General features: G+C 64.3%; 16 protein-coding genes and 1 other RNA gene. 8 read left to right on the forward strand and 9 right to left on the reverse strand.

Annotation, left to right across the window (positions count from 1 at the left end; all coding sequences use genetic code 11):
• Positions 1-4 precede the first annotated feature (4 nt).
• The 4 genes from VN047_RS09500 to VN047_RS09515 all read left to right on the forward strand — a co-directional run bounded on the left by VN047_RS09500 (position 5) and on the right by VN047_RS09515 (position 4,906).
• Positions 5-364 carry a hypothetical protein gene (locus VN047_RS09500; protein WP_325542072.1) on the forward strand — a complete coding sequence of 120 codons (360 nt, stop codon included), beginning with the start codon at positions 5-7 and terminating at the stop codon, positions 362-364.
• Positions 364-3,684: a carbamoyl-phosphate synthase large subunit gene (gene carB / locus VN047_RS09505; RefSeq protein WP_325542074.1), complete on the forward strand. Its 3,321-nt coding sequence runs from the start codon at positions 364-366 to the stop codon at positions 3,682-3,684. Before VN047_RS09500 ends, carB begins: the two co-directional genes overlap by 1 nt.
• A gap of 96 nt (positions 3,685-3,780) precedes the next feature.
• Positions 3,781-4,257: a transcription elongation factor GreA gene (gene greA, locus VN047_RS09510; protein WP_325542076.1), complete on the forward strand. Its 477-nt coding sequence runs from the start codon at positions 3,781-3,783 to the stop codon at positions 4,255-4,257.
• Between the two features lie 13 nt (positions 4,258-4,270).
• Entirely contained in the window at positions 4,271-4,906 is a 636-nt protein-coding gene (locus VN047_RS09515) for a rhomboid family intramembrane serine protease (RefSeq protein WP_325542078.1), read from the forward strand.
• Here the strand turns inward: VN047_RS09515 and VN047_RS09520 are convergent.
• The 4 genes from VN047_RS09520 to VN047_RS09535 are packed head-to-tail and all read right to left on the reverse strand — an operon-like array spanning position 4,903 to position 7,602.
• Positions 4,903-5,448: an NUDIX hydrolase gene (locus tag VN047_RS09520; protein ID WP_325542080.1), complete on the reverse strand. Its 546-nt coding sequence runs from the start codon at positions 5,446-5,448 to the stop codon at positions 4,903-4,905. The genes VN047_RS09515 and VN047_RS09520 overlap by 4 nt on opposite strands.
• An 11-nt stretch (positions 5,449-5,459) precedes the next feature.
• Positions 5,460-6,146, reverse strand: a complete 687-nt coding sequence (locus VN047_RS09525; protein WP_325542082.1) for a hypothetical protein — start codon at positions 6,144-6,146, stop codon at positions 5,460-5,462.
• Positions 6,147-6,158: 12 nt separating this feature from the next.
• Positions 6,159-6,992: a TPM domain-containing protein gene (locus VN047_RS09530; RefSeq protein WP_325542084.1), complete on the reverse strand. Its 834-nt coding sequence runs from the start codon at positions 6,990-6,992 to the stop codon at positions 6,159-6,161.
• 7 nt (positions 6,993-6,999) lie between these two features.
• Positions 7,000-7,602, reverse strand: a complete 603-nt coding sequence (locus VN047_RS09535; protein ID WP_414712691.1) for a LemA family protein — start codon at positions 7,600-7,602, stop codon at positions 7,000-7,002.
• Positions 7,603-7,718: 116 nt separating this feature from the next.
• Between VN047_RS09535 and mscL the strand changes: the two genes are divergently transcribed.
• Positions 7,719-8,135: a large conductance mechanosensitive channel protein MscL gene (gene mscL, locus VN047_RS09540; protein ID WP_325542088.1), complete on the forward strand. Its 417-nt coding sequence runs from the start codon at positions 7,719-7,721 to the stop codon at positions 8,133-8,135.
• Positions 8,136-8,163: 28 nt separating this feature from the next.
• Positions 8,164-8,518: a transfer-messenger RNA gene (gene ssrA, locus VN047_RS09545) on the forward strand.
• 181 nt (positions 8,519-8,699) lie between these two features.
• On the opposite strand, the gene VN047_RS09550 is transcribed toward ssrA, so the two are convergent.
• The gene (locus tag VN047_RS09550) at positions 8,700-9,542 is read right to left on the reverse strand and encodes a BON domain-containing protein (protein ID WP_325542090.1); all 843 of its coding nucleotides are present in this window, start codon (positions 9,540-9,542) and stop codon (positions 8,700-8,702) included.
• Between the two features lie 139 nt (positions 9,543-9,681).
• Positions 9,682-10,137, reverse strand: a complete 456-nt coding sequence (locus VN047_RS09555) for a helix-turn-helix domain-containing protein (protein WP_325542092.1) — start codon at positions 10,135-10,137, stop codon at positions 9,682-9,684.
• A gap of 69 nt (positions 10,138-10,206) precedes the next feature.
• On the opposite strand from VN047_RS09555, the gene VN047_RS09560 reads away from it, so the two are divergent.
• Positions 10,207-10,830 carry a cation transporter gene (locus tag VN047_RS09560; protein WP_325542094.1) on the forward strand — a complete coding sequence of 208 codons (624 nt, stop codon included), beginning with the start codon at positions 10,207-10,209 and terminating at the stop codon, positions 10,828-10,830.
• A 3-nt stretch (positions 10,831-10,833) separates the two neighbouring features.
• On the opposite strand, the gene rhaT is transcribed toward VN047_RS09560, so the two are convergent.
• From rhaT to VN047_RS09575, 3 genes are read right to left on the reverse strand one after another with little or no spacing between them, the layout of a single operon-like run.
• The gene (rhaT, locus tag VN047_RS09565) at positions 10,834-11,892 is read right to left on the reverse strand and encodes an L-rhamnose/proton symporter RhaT (RefSeq protein ID WP_325542095.1); all 1,059 of its coding nucleotides are present in this window, start codon (positions 11,890-11,892) and stop codon (positions 10,834-10,836) included.
• Between the two features lie 34 nt (positions 11,893-11,926).
• The gene (lldD, locus tag VN047_RS09570; RefSeq protein ID WP_325542098.1) at positions 11,927-13,069 is read right to left on the reverse strand and encodes an FMN-dependent L-lactate dehydrogenase LldD; all 1,143 of its coding nucleotides are present in this window, start codon (positions 13,067-13,069) and stop codon (positions 11,927-11,929) included.
• Complete coding sequence (locus VN047_RS09575; RefSeq protein WP_325542100.1) at positions 13,066-14,406, reverse strand: carbohydrate kinase; 1,341 nt, start codon at positions 14,404-14,406, stop codon at positions 13,066-13,068. The genes lldD and VN047_RS09575 overlap by 4 nt, the downstream gene beginning before the upstream one ends.
• A 192-nt stretch (positions 14,407-14,598) precedes the next feature.
• On the opposite strand from VN047_RS09575, the gene VN047_RS09580 reads away from it, so the two are divergent.
• Entirely contained in the window at positions 14,599-16,713 is a 2,115-nt protein-coding gene (locus VN047_RS09580; protein WP_325542102.1) for a bifunctional rhamnulose-1-phosphate aldolase/short-chain dehydrogenase, read from the forward strand.
• The last annotated feature ends 7 nt before the right edge of the window (positions 16,714-16,720 follow it).

Consider the following 16,720-nt stretch of genomic DNA (forward strand, 5'->3'; position numbering starts at 1 on the left):
AGCCTTGACCTGGATTACTATTGGTGCGGTTCTGGCATCTGCAAGCTGGATCGGGGCACAGATGCTATCGAAGCCCAAAGCTGAGCTTGGGTTAGTGATCAAAGACGATTTTCCGGCGGCCTTCTTTGAGACACGGAAAAGCGAAGCTCGGCAGCTTTTGGGACGGTCGGCGCATCGCTGCCAAGTTAGGGAATACTCGACTGAAATGCCGCCTCCGGATGGATATGGAACCTTGTCCGTACCCATCGAGCAGAATTCGAAATCCTCGATCAATTGCCTCCTTGCTGTGGCAAAGGAATGGCAGCTGTCGGTACAAATTGCTGAAATGAAACGGCCGGTGGCCGACGAAACAGAGAAAAAATAATGCCCAAAAGAACCGACATCCAATCCATCCTCGTCATCGGCGCCGGTCCGATCGTTATCGGTCAGGCGTGCGAGTTCGACTATTCGGGGACGCAGGCGATCAAGGCGTTGAAGGAGGAGGGCTATCGCATCGTCCTCGTCAACTCCAACCCGGCGACGATCATGACCGATCCCGACCTCGCCGACGCCACTTATGTCGAGCCGATCACGCCCGAGATCGTCGCGAAGATCATCGCGAAGGAGCGCCCCGACGCGGTGCTGCCGACGATGGGCGGGCAGACCGCGCTCAACACCGCGCTGGCTTTGTTCAACGACGGGACGCTGGAGAAATATGGCGTCGAGATGATCGGCGCCGATGCCGAGGCGATCGACAAGGCCGAGGACCGGATCAAGTTCCGCGACGCGATGGACAAGATCGGGCTGGAAAGCGCGCGCTCGGGCATCGCGCACACGCTCGACGAGGCGTTCGCGGTGCTCGAACGCACCGGGCTTCCGTCGATCATCCGCCCCAGTTTCACCATGGGCGGCACCGGCGGCGGCATCGCGTATAACCGCGAGGAGTTCGAACATATCGTCCGCGGCGGCCTGATCGCCTCGCCGACCACCGAAGTCCTGATCGAGGAATCGCTCCTCGGCTGGAAAGAATATGAGATGGAGGTCGTCCGCGACCGCAAGGACAATTGCATCATCATCTGTTCGATCGAAAATGTCGATCCGATGGGCGTCCATACCGGCGACAGCATCACCGTCGCGCCGGCGCTGACGCTGACCGACAAGGAATATCAGATCATGCGCAACGCGAGCATCGCGGTGCTGCGCGAGATCGGCGTCGAAACGGGCGGGTCGAACGTGCAGTTCGCGGTGAACCCCAAGGACGGCCGCCTGATCGTGATCGAGATGAATCCGCGCGTGTCGCGTTCGTCGGCGCTCGCGTCGAAGGCGACGGGCTTTCCGATCGCGAAGGTCGCGGCGAAGCTCGCCGTCGGCTACACGCTCGACGAAATCATGAACGATATCACCGGCGTGACCCCGGCGTCGTTCGAACCGACGATCGATTATGTCGTCACCAAGATCCCGCGCTTCGCCTTTGAAAAGTTCAAGGGCGCCGAGGCGACGCTGTCGACCGCGATGAAGTCGGTCGGCGAGGTGATGGCGATCGGCCGCACGATCCACGAGAGCCTGCAAAAGGCGCTGCGCGGGCTGGAAACCGGCCTCTCGGGCTTCAACTTCGTCGAGCGGCTGAAGGGCGCGAGCCACGATCAGCTGCGCAACGAGCTGGCGCAGCGCACCCCCGACCGGCTGCTCAACGCCGCGCAGGCGATCCGCGAAGGGCTGCCGCTTGCCGAGATCAACCGCGTCGCGGGCTACGACATGTGGTTCCTCGAACGGATCGCCGAGATCGTCGCGGCCGAGCAGGATGTATGCAAGAACGGCCTGCCGCGCGATGCCGAAGGCTTGCGCAAGCTCAAGGCCATGGGTTTCTCCGACAAGCGCCTCGCCTATCTCGCGCTCCAGTCGGCGAACCTGCGCCCCGGATCGAAAAGCGCGGCCGCGCACGGCAGCGGGTTGATCCACGAAGCGGTGAAGGCGATGACCGGCGGCGTCACCGAGGCCGAGGTGCGGAGTCTGCGTCACAAGCTTGGGGTGCGACCCGTCTTCAAGACGATCGACACCTGCGCCGCCGAGTTCGCTGCACAGACCCCTTATCTCTATTCGACCTACGAAGCGCCGACCTTCGGTGAGCCCGAGAATGAGGCGAACCCGTCGGACCGCAAAAAGGTTGTTATCCTTGGCGGCGGTCCGAACCGGATCGGGCAGGGGATCGAGTTCGATTATTGCTGCTGCCACGCCTGCTTCGCGCTCGAAGAGGCGGGCTATGAAACGATCATGATCAACTGCAACCCGGAAACGGTGAGCACCGATTATGACACCTCGGACCGGCTCTATTTCGAGCCGCTGACCGCCGAGGATGTGCTGGAAATCCTGCACGTCGAAATGTCGAAAGGCGAACTCGTCGGGGTGATTGTGCAGTTCGGTGGTCAGACGCCGCTCAAGCTCGCACAAGCGCTGGAGGAAGCGGGCATTCCGATCCTCGGCACCTCGCCCGATGCGATCGACCTTGCCGAAGACCGCGAGCGTTTTGCGGCGCTGGTGAACAAGCTCGGCCTGAAGCAGCCCGAAAACGGCATCGCGCGCAGCCGCGAAGAGGCTGTCGCCGTCGCGGCGCGCATCGGTTATCCGGTGCTGACGCGTCCGTCCTATGTGCTTGGCGGCCGCGCGATGGAGATCGTCGACGATCAGGCGCAGCTCGAAAATTATATCGAGACCGCGGTGCAGGTGTCGGGCGACTCGCCTGTGCTGATCGACCGCTATCTGCGTGACGCGATCGAGGTCGATGTCGATGCGCTTTGCGACGGCACCGATGTCGTCGTCGCCGGCGTGCTCCAGCATATCGAGGAAGCCGGCGTCCATTCTGGCGACAGCGCCTGCTCGATCCCGCCGTACAGCCTGTCGGCCGGAATCGTCGCCGAGATCGAGCGCCAGACCGACGCGCTCGCACGCGCGCTTGAAGTTCGCGGGCTGATGAACATCCAGTTCGCGGTCAAGGGCGACGAGGTCTTCTTGATCGAGGTCAACCCGCGCGCCAGCCGCACCGTGCCCTTCGTCGCGAAGGCGGTGGGCTCGCCGATCGCCAAGATCGCGGCGCGCGTGATGGCGGGCGAGAAACTCGCCGACCTGCCGAAGATCAACCGCGACATCGCGCATGTCGCGGTGAAGGAAGCGGTTTTCCCCTTCGCGCGCTTCCCCGGCACCGATCCCGTGCTGTCGCCAGAGATGAAGTCCACCGGTGAAGTCATGGGAATCGATCGCAATTTCAACCTCGCCTTTGCAAAGGCGCAGCTCGGTGCGGGCGACCGCCTGCCAACGGCCGGCCGGGTCTTCGTATCGGTCAAGGACAGCGACAAGCCGCGTATCATCGGCGCAGTGCGTCAACTGACCGACTGGGGCTGGCAGGTGATCGCGACCGGCGGCACCGCCGACTATCTGGCAGGGCAGGGGATCGAGGTCGAGCGCGTCAACAAGGTCGCCGAGGGCCGCCCGCATATCGTCGACCGGATCAAGGACGGCGATGTGCAGCTGATCTTCAACACGACCGAGGGATGGCAGAGCCTGCAGGACTCGCAATCGATCCGTGCGTCGGCGCTCGCCGCCGATATCGCCTACTACACGACCGCTGCGGCAAGCGATGCGTCGACCCAGGCGATCGGGGCATTGCGCGCGCACAGTCTTGAAGTGAAGCCGCTTCAGGACTATTATTGAAGGCACCGCTCCACCCCCCGACATTTACGGAACAGCGGCGCAGCCGCCCGGCGCAGTTTCGCTGGCGCTGTATTATTGACGAAGGACAACAGGATAATGGCAAGCGTTGAAAAGGTACCGATGCTGGCAGAGGGTTACGAGAAGCTGAGCACACAGCTTTCTGCCCTCAAAGCCGAGCGCCCCCTGATCGTCGATGCGATCGAGGAAGCGCGCGCGCATGGCGACCTTTCGGAAAATGCCGAATATCACGCCGCGAAAGAACGTCAGGGGCAGGTCGAAGCGACGATCGGCGATATCGAAGACAAATTGTCGCGCGCGCAGGTGATCGATCCGACGACGCTGTCGGGCGACCGCATCGTGTTCGGCGCGACGGTGACCCTCGCCGACGAGGACGACAAGCCGGTGCGTTACCAGATCGTGGGGCAGGCCGAAGCCGATGCGAAGGACGGCAAGATCAGCTACAATTCGCCGCTCGGCCGCGCGCTGATCGGCCGCCGCGTCGACGACGAGATCGAAGTCACCGTGCCCGCGGGCGACAAATATTATCTGGTGACGAAAATCGAATTCATTTGACGAGGTCGGGGCGATGAAGCCGCAGCACGCACCGCTCGTCACAGGCTATGCGCTCGTCTGTGTTGTCGTTTTCGTGCTCCTGTCGATCACCGGGTTTCAGATCGATGCGATTGTGCGCGCGGGGTTTGTCCCTGCGCGTTTCGGTAGCGAGCTGATCCTTCCGCCCGGAACGATGGTTCCTGCCGTGCTGACGCCGCTGTCGTCGGCCTTTCTGCACGGCGGGGTTCTGCACATCGCCTTCAACATGCTCGTGTTGCTCTTCATCGGCCGCCAGCTCGAGGCACCGCTAGGCACCAGGGCGATGGCGGTTCTGCTTGTCGCCGGCGCCTATGGCGGCGCACTTGCGCAATATCTTGCCGATCCGGCATCGGCGGTGCCGATGATCGGGGCCAGCGGCGCGATCTCGGCACTGATCGCGGTCTTCGCGCTGATCTTCAGCCGCTCGCGGGCGCCTGCTATCGGCCCGATCCCCGGTCATTGGGTCCGTGCCCTGTGGCTTGCCGCGGCGTGGATCGGGCTCCAGTTGCTCATCGGTTTTGCGGGCGGCGGCGGGTTCGGCGCGGTCGCGATCTGGGCACATGTCGGCGGCTTTCTCGCCGGCCTTGTGTTGGCCCGCCCGCTACTCCGCTGGCGTTTCGGCGCGCGCTAGGCGGCGAGCAGCCCGCCCGCGAGCAGCATCGCGACACGTACGTCGATCCCGCAGCCTTCGGCTCGCTTTGCCGCGACGAAATCGGCTATGCCGTCCAGCGGGATGCGGTGAACGACGATGTCTTCGCCGTCGACCCCGCCGCCATCGCCGACTTTGGTCAGTCCGGTCGCGACGAGCAGGGTGAAGCTTTCGCTGACCATCCCCGGCGAGCTGTAGAATTCGCCGACGATGCGCCAATGATCGGCGTGATAGCCGGTTTCTTCTTCCAGTTCGCGCTGCGCCGCACTCTCGGCCGCTTCGCCCGCGGTATCGTCGCCGACCAGCCCGGCGGGCAGTTCGAGGCACCTGACCTTCAGCGGCACGCGATACTGCTCGACCAGGATGACGTGACGGCCGTCGGCATCTTCATCGATCGCGAGGATCACCGCGGCATGAATGCCGCGCGACCGCGAGACATATTCCCACGTCCCTTGCTGTCTGACCGCGATGAAGCGGCCTTCCCACCGCGTCTCGATGGGGGTGTCGGGGGAGGGGCGGGTCATGGATTGTCCTGTCAGAGTTCGATCAGGCGATCGGGCAGTTCGTTCGGATTTTCGCTGCCGCGCGGGAAATGCTCGGCGAGCACGATACCCATCTGGCGCACCGCCTCGGCCATGCCTTCGCCGGGCCGGCCGGCGCGAACGCGTTCGACGAGCGCCGCCATCGCGTCGCCCCAGACTTCGGGCGCGACCTTTGCGGCGATCGCTTCGTCGGCAACGATGTCGGCGCGATGTTCCTTGAGGCTGAGGTAAAGAAGGACGCCGGTGCGGCCGATCGTCTTCGCCTCGGTCCCGACCTTGAACAGGTCGATCGCGCGGGCGCGGACGCGCTGCGCCTTGATCGATCGCGGCGTCAGCGCCATGCGCAACGGGCGCCATAGCAGAATCAGCCACATGCCGATCCATTTGAGCACGCCGACGGCAATCACCGTCCCAAGCCATTGATTGGCAGTAAGTTCATGACCCCAGCCACCGGTCAGCCGGTCGTAAAGGGTGCGGTAGAATTCGGGGAAGAGCGCGATAACCGACATCGCGAGGAAAGCGATGATGCTGGCCCAGACGAGCGCGACGTCGTCATAATCGTTCGACTTTCCGGCAACGACGGTGACGATCTCGCCGCTGGTATGCGCCTCGGCAGCCGCGACCGCTGTGGTGACGATATCGTGATCGGCCTCGTTCACATGGCTGACTTTCGTTGGCATGTCCCGCGTCCCCTACCAGCCGCCCGAGGCGCCGCCGCCGCCGAACGATCCGCCGCCGCCTGAAAAGCCGCCGAAGCCACCGCCACCGCCGCCGCCCCAGCTCGATCCGCCGCCGCCCCACGAAGAACCGCCGCCGCCTCCGCCCCAATCGTCGCCCCCCCAGATGATGATGGGAGCGCCCCAGGGACTGTGCTTGCGCCGTTTGCCGCGCCGCCCGAGGCTGGAGAGCATCGGCAGGATGAAAAAGAAAAAGACGATAAAGCCGATGAAGAACAGCCCGCCCCAATTGCCATCGTCGGCGCGGTCGCGTTCGGCCTTGTCGGCAGCCGCGGCGCGCGCCGCGGCCTCCTCGGGCGGCAGCTGGATCTGCTGCGCGATCGCGCTGACTCCGGCCTGGATACCGCCGGGCATGTCGCCAGCCTTGAATTTCGGGGTCACGACGTCGCGGATGATCCGCCCCGACAGCGCGTCGGTCAATATGGGCTCGAGGCCGAGGCCGACCGAGATGTTCATCCGCCGCTCGTTCGGCGCGATCAGGAAGACGACGCCGTCGTCCCTGGCTTCGTCGCCGATCCCCCAAGCGCGGCCGAGCTTGTAGCCATAGTCGGCGACGTCATTGCCTTCGAGGTCGCTCACCGTTGCGACGACGAGTTGGTGGCCCGTTGTCCTTTCCAGTTCCAGAAGCTGTGCATTGAGCGCGGCTTCCTCTGCAGCAGGAATGATGTCCGCCTGGTCGACGACGGGGGCGCCCGCGAGCTTGGGGAAGGTCTGCGCCGCGACGGGGCTCGCCAGCAACAGCAGCCCCGTGAGGGCCGCTGTTGCCAGCGAACGGAAAAGCGTGGGCATGCCCAACTTACTGCCCGAAGTCGACCTTCGGCGCCTGATTGGCGTTGGGCGTCACCGCGCGATACGGCGTCATCGGCTTGGCGCCATGGACGATCTTGGCGCCGATGATGTCGGGGAAGGTGCGGATCGTCGTGTTATAATCCTGCACCGCGCCGTTATAATCCTGAACCGACACGTTGATCCGGTTCTCGGTGCCTTCGAGCTGCGTCATCAGGTCGGCGAAGCGCGCCTGGCTCTTGAGATCGGGATATTGTTCGACGGTAACGAGCAGGCGGCCCAGCGCGCTCGATACATTGCCCTGTGCCTGCTGGAATGCCTGAACCTTTGCAGGGTCTTCGAGGTCGTCGGTGCCGAGTTTGACCTGCGTCGCCGATGCGCGGGCCTGGATCACGCCTTCGAGCGTCGACTGCTCGATCTTCGAGGCGCCCTTCGCAGTCTCGACGAGGTTGGGGATCAGGTCGGCGCGGCGCTGGTAGGCCGCCTCGACGTTCGCCCACTTCGCCTTGGCGGCCTCTTCCTTCGTGGGAACGCTGTTGATGCCGCAGGCGGACAGGCTCATCGCGGCGATGGGCAGGATCAACCAGCGGGCGTTACGATAGGTCATGGTCACAGACTCCCTCCGGCGGCGTTTTGCCGCAACAATACACATAATAGGATGCCGCTTGCCTTTGCGCAATCCACGCGGCAGTTTCGGCGTTCGGGGTCAACAGTCCGGGGAATGACAAGATGTTGAGTGAATTCAGGGAATTTATCGCGCGCGGCAATGTCATCGACCTCGCGGTCGGCGTGATCATCGGCGGCGCCTTCGCGACGATTACCGGCTCGCTGACCGAGGATCTGATCATGCCGGTCGTCGGCGCGATCTTTGGCGGGGTCGATTTTTCGAGCCAGTTCATCCTGCTCGGCAGTGTTCCGGATGGCATCGCCGCGACCGATTATGCCGCGCTCAAGAAAGCCGGCGTGGCGATGATCGGCTATGGCGCGTTCATTACTGCGGTGATCAATTTCCTGATCCTCGCGTGGATCATCTTCCTGATGGTGAAGATGGTGAACCGCGTGATCCGCAAGGCACCCGATGCGCCTGCGGGGCCGACCGAAGTCGATCTGCTTACGGAAATCCGCGACGAGCTGAAAAAGAAGTAGTTCCCTGTCCACGACAAAACGCCCGCCCGCTCTTTCCAAATGCGGGCGGGCTTCCTATATAAGTCATGCCGGTTTCGGCCGGCTATGGTGATAAATGGTGTCGTGGAATAGACACAGCGGACCCGGGGGCAGTACCCGGCGGCTCCACCACAAACCCGCGTTTCTTGATGGGGACACGGGTTTCTGACGGGGCCGAACCAGGATCGACGTGTGTTCAAAGACGATGTTTTTGCCCGGGCTGAGTAACCCGTTCAAGGCTCAAACCTATAAGTGCTAACGATAACGAAGCACTCGCTCTGGCTGCGTAACCGATAAGCTTCACGGCCTAAGGTTATTCAAATAGAACGCGGTTCGGACCGAACCGGGCAACAGAATCGGATACCAGCGGCTGGGGACGAGCCGGGCAACAGAATCGTCCCACCTTTCCTTTTTCTGTCCCCGATCTTCTCCCGTCGCGACGCGTTGGGGAGGCGGACCGTATGCGTCGCGGATGGTGGAAGGGCTGCAACGTTCTTCCGGCGGAGCCCTTCCGCCATCTCCCATGCCTTCGGCACAGGAAAATCCTCAGCTGCCTTGCGGTGCGAAGGACGTGCTGTCGACGCGCAGGTTATTCTGCACATGTTTGACGCCCGTCACATCGTCGGCAAGGTCCTCGGCGCGGCGTTTGGCGCGCTTTCCGTCCACCGTGCCGTCGAGCGTGACCTCCCCGCCCGACACAATCACGCCGATGCGCGAGGCGTCGACCCAATAATCCTCCGTCAGCCGGTCGTTCACATCGTCGCGGATACGGTCGTCCGAACGGACATAGTCGGCGGGCCCGCGTCCCCGGTGATCGCGCTCGCGACGGCGCTGGGCATCCTCGTCGCCGAACCACGACAATACCTCGTCGCCCGCGCGCTCGAAGAAGCCGCGTTCATGGCGGCTGCGCGGCGCATAACCGCTGCGGTCGTAGGTTGACCGTCCGAAATCGGCGCTTGCATAGGGCATATAGGTGGGCCAGCCGTAAGGATCGGCGTAGCTCATATAAGCCCATGCCGGTTGACGTTCATCCTCGTCGCGCCAGTTTCGCTCGCGCTTGCCGCCGCGATAGCGATCGCCGTCGTCGCGGTCGGTATGGCGTTGATCATCGTCCCGATAACGCCGCGAGCCATAGCCGCGGTTCCAGTCGTTGCCGGCGTAGTCGCGCGGGCGATTGGCGCTGTAATGCCCGCGTTCGGTGCGTTCGCGCCCGCTGCGGCCATAGTCGCCGTAGCGTCCTGCGTCACGCGGGCTGAACCCCGCCTCCGGATAACTGCCATAGGCATAGCCGTCGTCGTTGCGGTTTGTTTCCCGGTCGTGGAATGGGTCCACCTGCGTCTCGCGCTCGCTGTCTGCGTTGCGGCTGTCCCTGTATGTTTGCCTTTCCATTTTCCGTCTCCTCGTTTCGCTGGGGAACGGTTGGCAGGCGTCGGGGGCGACGCCCCCAACCTGTTCGACCGACGCGTGCGAGCGGCGCGAGTTCCGGCGCATAAGACGAACCGAGTGGAATTGAACGGCAGTCCTTGACCTATGTTGGTTGCCTCTGCCCTTGCCGAAGGGTGGCCGGACCGCCCTGGTGCGCGCTTTCGCAGTGGCGGTGATCGCCGAGAGCCTCGATCACGCGGCAATCGGCAGAAACGCCGCCGCGGCAGCGCCCGACGATGCGCGCCAGTTCGTCGCGGAGCAATGCCAGCTGCGCGATTTTCGCTTCGACCTGTTCGAGATGCGCGGTCGCGATACGGTCGGCTTCGCCGCAGTCGCGCGCAGGATCGTCGGAGAGGTCGAGCAGCGAGCGGATTTCCTCGATCGTGAAGCCGAGGTCGCGCGAATGACGGACGAAGCTGAGCCGCGACCGGTGCGCGTCGCCATAGCTGCGGTAATTCGCCGCCGTGCGATCGGGCGCGGGGAGCAGCCCGATGCGCTCATAATAGCGGATGGTTTCGATATTGGTCCCGGTCGCCCGCGACAGTTCGCCGATTTTCATTGCTTGACCCTGTAGTGGCTACAGGGTGCATATAGGATGCCGACTCGAAGATAACAGGAGATTTCGGCGATGGCCGATCAATGCTGTGCCGGTAAAAGCGGCAAGACCGCGCTCAATGACCCCAAGTGGCGGCGTATCCTGTGGATCGCGCTGATCATCAACGCCGCGATGTTCGGTGTCGAGATCGTTGCGGGCGTTGCCGCGGACTCACGCGCGCTTCAGGCCGATGCGCTCGATTTCCTTGGCGACAGCGCCAACTATGCGATCAGCCTCGGCGTGGCGGGCATGGCGCTGGCGTGGCGCGCACGCGCCGCCTTGCTGAAGGCGGGGACGATGCTCGTCTTTGGCCTCTGGGTGTTCGGATCGGCGGTCTGGGGTTTTGTCACCGGATCGGCGCCGCATGCCGAGACGATGGGGTTGATTGGCGCGCTCGCGCTCGCCGCCAATGTCGCGGTCGCGCTGATGCTCTATCGCTACCGCACCGGCGACGCGAACATGCGCTCGGTGTGGATCTGCTCGCGCAACGACGCGATCGGCAATATTGCCGTTATGGGCGCAGCGCTCGGCGTCTTCGGTACGGGGCGCAGCTGGCCCGACCTTGCTGTGGCCGCGATCATGGCGATGCTGGCGATCTGGGGCAGTATCGAAGTGTTCCGGCAGGCGCGCGGCGAACTCGCCGCGACGCCCGCCTAGAACTTACGCGAGGCTGTTGCCGAGACCGATCACGACGGTCGAGGCCATCAGCACGGCGATCCCGAGCCAGACGAGTGCGCGCGTTCGCTTTCCGGCGGGCGCCCATTCCCTGAGCGCGAAGCCCCAGAGCGTCGAAAAGAGGATGATGCTCGCCATGTGGAGCGTCCAGCTCGAAAAGCCGAAGCGCCCCATCTGGCTTTCGCCCATCGTGTAGAAGAAGAACTGGAAATACCAGAGCGTGCCGCCGAGCGCGGCGAGGCCGTAGTTGATCGCAAGCGGTGGGCGTTCGGTCGCGCCCGGTGCGGCTTCACCGACGAACTGGCGCGCGCTGCGGTTGCGTGCGATCAGGATGCCGCACCAGATCAGGTTGGTGGTGAGCCCGCCGAGGAGTACGACGCACAGCACCGGCAGGCCCTGCCACAACGGATCGGTTCCGGCGGCGAGCGTCAGTTCACGGATCGGCGCCCCGGCATCGAGGCCCCATGCGAAACAGCCCGACATGATCCCCGAGAAGACTGCGATCGCGAGCCCCTTGCGCAGGTTGAATTCGGACGCGTCGGACGCCGCCCGATCGCTCATCTCGCGTTCCTTGCGGCGCCCGGCCTGCGCGACGATGATGATCCCGACCAAGGTGATCGCTATGCCGAGGAACACCGTCTGCCCGCTCGTCGTCGCGAACAGTTCGCCCAATGTGCCGCGAAAGATCGGCGGCCCCATCGTCCCGATCACCGTCGTCAGCCCAAGCGCGACCGCCATGCCGAGCGACAGCCCGAGGTAGCGCATGGTGAGCCCGAAGGTCAGGCCGCCAAGCCCCCACATTGCGCCCCAGAACCAGCACCAGAACCAGATGTCAGTCGGCGTCCGGCTCAGTACGCCGATCAAATCATGCGTCTGGATCGACGCGAACAGCCATGGTGCGATGAGCCACGAGAAAATACCGCCGGTGATCCAGAAAATCTCCCACGACCAGGCACGGATGCGCTTGTACGGCACGTAGAAGCTAGCCGAAGACAGCCCGCCCAACCAGTGAAAGAACACGCCAAGCAGCGGGTTCGCATCCATCCTTTTTCTCCCCTCGTTCCCGTCTTTGTCGTCGTCAGGCGGCCAGCGTCTCCGCGCCGATCTTGTTGATACTCGTCACGCCAGTCAGCGCCATGGCAACGCGCATCTCGGCTTCGATCAGATCGAGCACATGGCGAACACCGCGCGCGCCGTCCGCTGCGAGCGCAAAGGCCCAGGCGCGGCCGAGCAGTACGCCCTGCGCGCCGAGTGCAAGCATGCGAACGACGTCGAGCCCCGAGCGCACGCCGCCGTCGGCGAGCAAAGTCAACCGGTCGCCGACTGCATCCGCGATTGCCGGAAGCGCGCGTGCTACCGAGGGCACACCGTCAAGTTGCCGCCCGCCATGGTTCGACACGATGATGCCGTCGACGCCCGTCTCCGCCGCACGACGCGCATCGTCGGCATCCAATATGCCCTTGATGACGATCGGCCCGTTCCAGTGCGCGCGAACGAAATCGAGGTCGGCCCATGTCACGCTCGGGTCGAAATTATCCTTCATCCAGCCGAGGAAATCCTCGAGCCCCGATTTGGGCCCGAGCAGCGGCGCGACATTGCCGAGCTGGTGCGGGCGGCCGTGGATGCCGACGTCCCACGCCCAGCCGGGGCGGCTCATGGCCTGACCGACGCGCCGCATTTGCCCGCGCAAACCCGTAGCGCCGGACAATCCTGAACGGGTATCGCGATAGCGTGCGCCGGGCAGCGGCATGTCGACCGTGAACACGAGCACCGGGCAAAGGGCCGCGCTTGCTTCATTGAGTAGCGTCCGCATGAAGCCGCGGTCGCGCACCATATAGAGCTGGAACCAGAAGGGCGCCGTGCACCCGCGTGCAACTTCGGCAAGCGAACAGGCCGATACTGTCGAGAGGGTGAAGGGCACGCCCTTCGCTGCCGCTGCGCGCGCCGCCTGCACCTCGCCGCGCCGCGCCGCCATGCCGGCAAGACCGATCGGGCCGAGCGCGACGGGCATTGCGAGCTGCTGGCCGAACAGCGTCGTCGACAGGTCGATCGTCGAGACGTCGTTCAGCACGCGTTGGCGCAGTGCGATATCCTGCAGGTCGTCGATATTCGCGCCCAGCGTGCGCTCGGCGTAGGAGCCGCCGTCGAAATATTCGAAAAGGAAGTGCGGCAGACGCCGCCGTGCGGCTTCGCGGTAATCGCCGATCGATGCCGGCCTCACGCGGTTTCTTCCATCCGTCCGGCTTCCGCGCGCCACCGATCGCGATAGGGCGCTAGGTCGACGTCGAGCGGTTCCACCAGTTCGAGCGCTTCGGCAGGCGGCAGTGCCGCGTCGAGCAGGCGCAGCGCGCCATAGGAGACGTCGTTGTGCGCCTTGCCGACATAGACGCGAAGGTCGGGCCGCAGCGTGGCGAGTGCGCGCACGAAAACCTGCCCTTCGGCGAAGCGGCCTTCGATCAGCAATCGTTCCTGCGTGCCGATCAGGTCGAGCGACGCCTCGGCGACAAGCGCTGCGTAAAGCGACACCGCGGTGCGGCGCGTGGCATGATCTGCGGGTTCGGCGACCCAACGGCCGCGGCCATGCGGGAAGGGGCCGAAGCCCGGTGCGAAGCTCGGCAAGACCATCGCGCCATTGTCGAGCACCTCGGGGAGCGCCGCGAGCAACGCGGGCTGGTCGGGGGCGATATCGATCCGGCGCGTGTCGAGGCCGATCAGCGTCTCGATCTCGCGCCCGCCCATGAAGCGTGCCGAGGGGATCGGCTTGCCGAACGCGTCGACATTTATAAGGCAATCGCGCGCTTCGTCGAGTCGGCTTGTATCCATCGACGCGGCATCCCGGGGCGAGCGCATCGCGACGAACCAGGTGCCTGTCGACAGCACGGTCGATTCGCTGTCGGCGATTTCTGCAAAGCCGCGTGCCGCGATCAGCGCGGCGTTCGAATCGTGGAGCCCGCAATAGACTTCGGTATCGACGGGCAGGCCGGTGCGCTGGGCCCATGCGGGCGTCAGCGTACCGAGCACCTCGCCTGCGCCGCGTAGCGGAGCCAGCCGGGCGGCCCAGCCGCGCCGCTCGGCGAGGGCGGATGCCTTGCCGGCGAGGGGGGTCCAGAGGTCGGTGTGACAGCCAAGGCTCGTCACTTCGGATGCCGCGACGCCGCAAAGCAGCCAGCTCCAATATTGCGCCCACGGAAGAATTTGCGTGCCATTGACGAGATTGGTGTCGAGCGATTCGAGGCGGAAAATCTGCGCACCGAGGTTCAGGCCGTCCGGAAGCGAAGGCGAGCCGGTATCGGAAAAGGCGTCGCGTTCGGCGTCATATAGCGCGCGCAGGCTTTCGGGCATCGCGTCTTCATAATCGAGCGGCGGACAGGCGAGGCGGTCGCCGCGGATGATCGCGGCAGCGGCGCCATGGCCGACGGGGATGATCGCGCCGACATCGGCCAGTCTCGCAAAGTCGCGCAGCACCTCGGCCATCCATGCCTCGATGCCTTCCGCATCGAGCGCGGCATAGCTCCCCGTCGCAACGCGCGCATTGGCGCGCACGCGGCGTTCGATCATTGCGCCGTCGGCAGACCAAAGGCTCAACTTTGCCAAGGTTTTTCCGATATCGAGGACTATGGTTGCGCGGCCCTTCATTCCTCCCCCTTTGCTTCATCGCGACCGAATTTGATCGAACTTTATCGAAACTGATTGCAGGACGCCAGTGATTTCGATACAAGCCGTCAAACACCGAAACAACGAGTTTCCTATATGCCCAATCTTCTGGACGTACCGACACCATCGAACGCCGCCGCGCTGCTTTTCGCCATCCCGGCGAATCGCTGGTCGGATGAAGAGGCGGAAGGAAAGTCGCCCGAAGATCTGCTCCTCTATCGCTCGAACCGCCTCGGCTCCGACCTCACCGTCACGAATTTCGGCGGCGGCAATACCTCGGCCAAACTCGAAGCATATAATCCGCTGACCGGCGAAGCCGTCCCTGTCCTGTGGGTGAAGGGCTCGGGCGGTGATATCGGTTCGATGAAGCTCGACGGCTTCTCCACGCTTTACCAGGACAAGCTGCTGGGCCTCGAAAAACTCTATCGCGGCCTTGCGCACGAGGATGAAATGGTCGGCTATCTGCCGCACTGTACTTTCGCGCTCAATCCCCGCGCGGCGTCGATCGATACGCCCCTCCATAGCTATCTGCCCTTCGCGCATGTCGATCATGTCCACCCCGACGCGATCATTGCGCTCGCCGCGTCGAGCGAAGGCGAAGTCGCGACGAAGGCAATCTGGGGCGGGGCGGTGGGCTGGTTGCCTTGGCAGCGCCCGGGTTTCGACCTCGGATTGAAACTGCGCGATTATGTCGCTGCGCATCCGGGCCTCCGCGGCGTGATGCTGGCGGGGCACGGCATCATTTGCTGGGGCGATAGCGCCAAGGCTTGCTACGACAACACGATCGCGCTGATCACCGACGCCGCAAATTATCTGAACGCGAAGCTGGCCGGTGCGTCCGCCTTTGGGGGCGAGGTCGTCGCGCCGCGCCCTGCCGCGGAACGTGCCGCTGCGGCGGCGAAGCTGATGCCGCTGCTGCGGGGGCTGATGGGCGGACGGCGCGTCGGGCATTTCGCCGACGACGCCGAAACGCTCGAATTCACCGGCAGCCGCGATTTTGCGAAGCTTGCCGCAATCGGCACGTCCTGCCCCGACCATTTCCTGCGCACCAAGATCGCGCCGCTCGTCCTCGACCCGGCGCGGGTCGACGATGCCGCCTATCTCGGCGAGCGGATCGATGTCTATCGTGCCGATTATGCGGCCTATTACCAGCGCTGTGCGCGGCCCAATTCGCCCGCGATGCGCGACCCCAATCCGGTCGTCGTCCTCGTTCCGGGTATCGGCCGCATAACTTTTGCCGGCGACAAGACGACCGCGCGTCTGGCTGGCGAATTCTATGCCAATGCGATCAACGTGATGCGCGGCGCCGAGGCGATCGGCGCGTACGTCGGGCTCGACGAGCAGGAAGCGTTCGACATCGAATATTGGCTGCTCGAGGAAGCGAAGCTCCAGCGCATGCCGAAACCCAAGCCGCTTGCGGGTCGCATCGCGCTTGTCACGGGCGGGGCGGGCGGTATCGGTGCCGCGACCGCAGAGCGGCTTGCCGCGGACGATGCGTGCGTGCTGCTCGTCGACCGCGACGCCGATGCGCTGACCAAGGCCGCGCACGAACTCGAAGGACGCTTCGGACGCGACCGGATCCGCTCGGCGGTGTGCGACGTCACCGACGAGACACAGGTTGCCGCAGCCTTTGCGACGTGCGCGCGCGAATTTGGCGGGCTCGATATTCTTGTCGCCAACGCGGGCATCGCGTCGTCGGCGGCGATCGAGGACACCACCCTCGAGTTGTGGCAACGCAATTATGACGTGCTTGCGCAGGGCTATTTCCTGACCGCGCGCGCCGCTTTCCCGCTGATGAAGACGCAAGGCGGCGGGTCGATCGTCTTTATCGGATCGAAGAACGGCATCGCCGCCGCGACCAATGCTTCGGCCTATGCGTCGGCAAAGGCTGCAGCGCTGCACCTTGCGCGCTGCCTTGCGCTGGAGGGGGCGCCGTTCGGCATCCGCGTCAACACGGTCAATCCCGACGCGGTAATCAAGGGATCGCGGATATGGGACGGCGACTGGCGCCGCGAGCGCGCGGGCGCGCACGGGATCGATTCGGGCAGCGAGCTCGAGGAACATTATCGTAATCGCTCGATGCTGAAGCGCGACGTGCTGCCGGAGGATGTCGCCGAGGCGGTCTATTTCCTCGGCTGCGACATGTCGGCAAAGTCGACGGGCAACATGATCAACGTCGACGCGGGCAATGCGCAGGCATTTACGCGATAAGATACGA

It is taken from the genome of Sphingopyxis sp. (genome assembly GCF_035565275.1).
Classification (GTDB): domain Bacteria; phylum Pseudomonadota; class Alphaproteobacteria; order Sphingomonadales; family Sphingomonadaceae; genus Sphingopyxis.

What these genes read in the sequence shown, in the direction of transcription:
- VN047_RS09520 (WP_325542080.1), bottom strand. Translation starts at nt 5,448, where the DNA reads ATGACCCGCCCCTCCCCCGACACCCCCATCGAGACGCGGTGGGAAGGC.
- VN047_RS09575 (WP_325542100.1), bottom strand. Translation starts at nt 14,406, where the DNA reads ATGATCGAACGCCGCGTGCGCGCCAATGCGCGCGTTGCGACGGGGAGC.
- VN047_RS09550 (WP_325542090.1), bottom strand. Translation starts at nt 9,542, where the DNA reads ATGGAAAGGCAAACATACAGGGACAGCCGCAACGCAGACAGCGAGCGC.
- VN047_RS09530 (WP_325542084.1), bottom strand. Translation starts at nt 6,992, where the DNA reads ATGCCCACGCTTTTCCGTTCGCTGGCAACAGCGGCCCTCACGGGGCTG.
- greA (WP_325542076.1), top strand. Translation starts at nt 3,781, where the DNA reads ATGGCAAGCGTTGAAAAGGTACCGATGCTGGCAGAGGGTTACGAGAAG.
- rhaT (WP_325542095.1), bottom strand. Translation starts at nt 11,892, where the DNA reads ATGGATGCGAACCCGCTGCTTGGCGTGTTCTTTCACTGGTTGGGCGGG.
- VN047_RS09525 (WP_325542082.1), bottom strand. Translation starts at nt 6,146, where the DNA reads ATGCCAACGAAAGTCAGCCATGTGAACGAGGCCGATCACGATATCGTC.
- VN047_RS09560 (WP_325542094.1), top strand. Translation starts at nt 10,207, where the DNA reads ATGGCCGATCAATGCTGTGCCGGTAAAAGCGGCAAGACCGCGCTCAAT.
- mscL (WP_325542088.1), top strand. Translation starts at nt 7,719, where the DNA reads ATGTTGAGTGAATTCAGGGAATTTATCGCGCGCGGCAATGTCATCGAC.
- VN047_RS09580 (WP_325542102.1), top strand. Translation starts at nt 14,599, where the DNA reads ATGCCCAATCTTCTGGACGTACCGACACCATCGAACGCCGCCGCGCTG.
- VN047_RS09515 (WP_325542078.1), top strand. Translation starts at nt 4,271, where the DNA reads ATGAAGCCGCAGCACGCACCGCTCGTCACAGGCTATGCGCTCGTCTGT.
- carB (WP_325542074.1), top strand. Translation starts at nt 364, where the DNA reads ATGCCCAAAAGAACCGACATCCAATCCATCCTCGTCATCGGCGCCGGT.
- VN047_RS09555 (WP_325542092.1), bottom strand. Translation starts at nt 10,137, where the DNA reads ATGAAAATCGGCGAACTGTCGCGGGCGACCGGGACCAATATCGAAACC.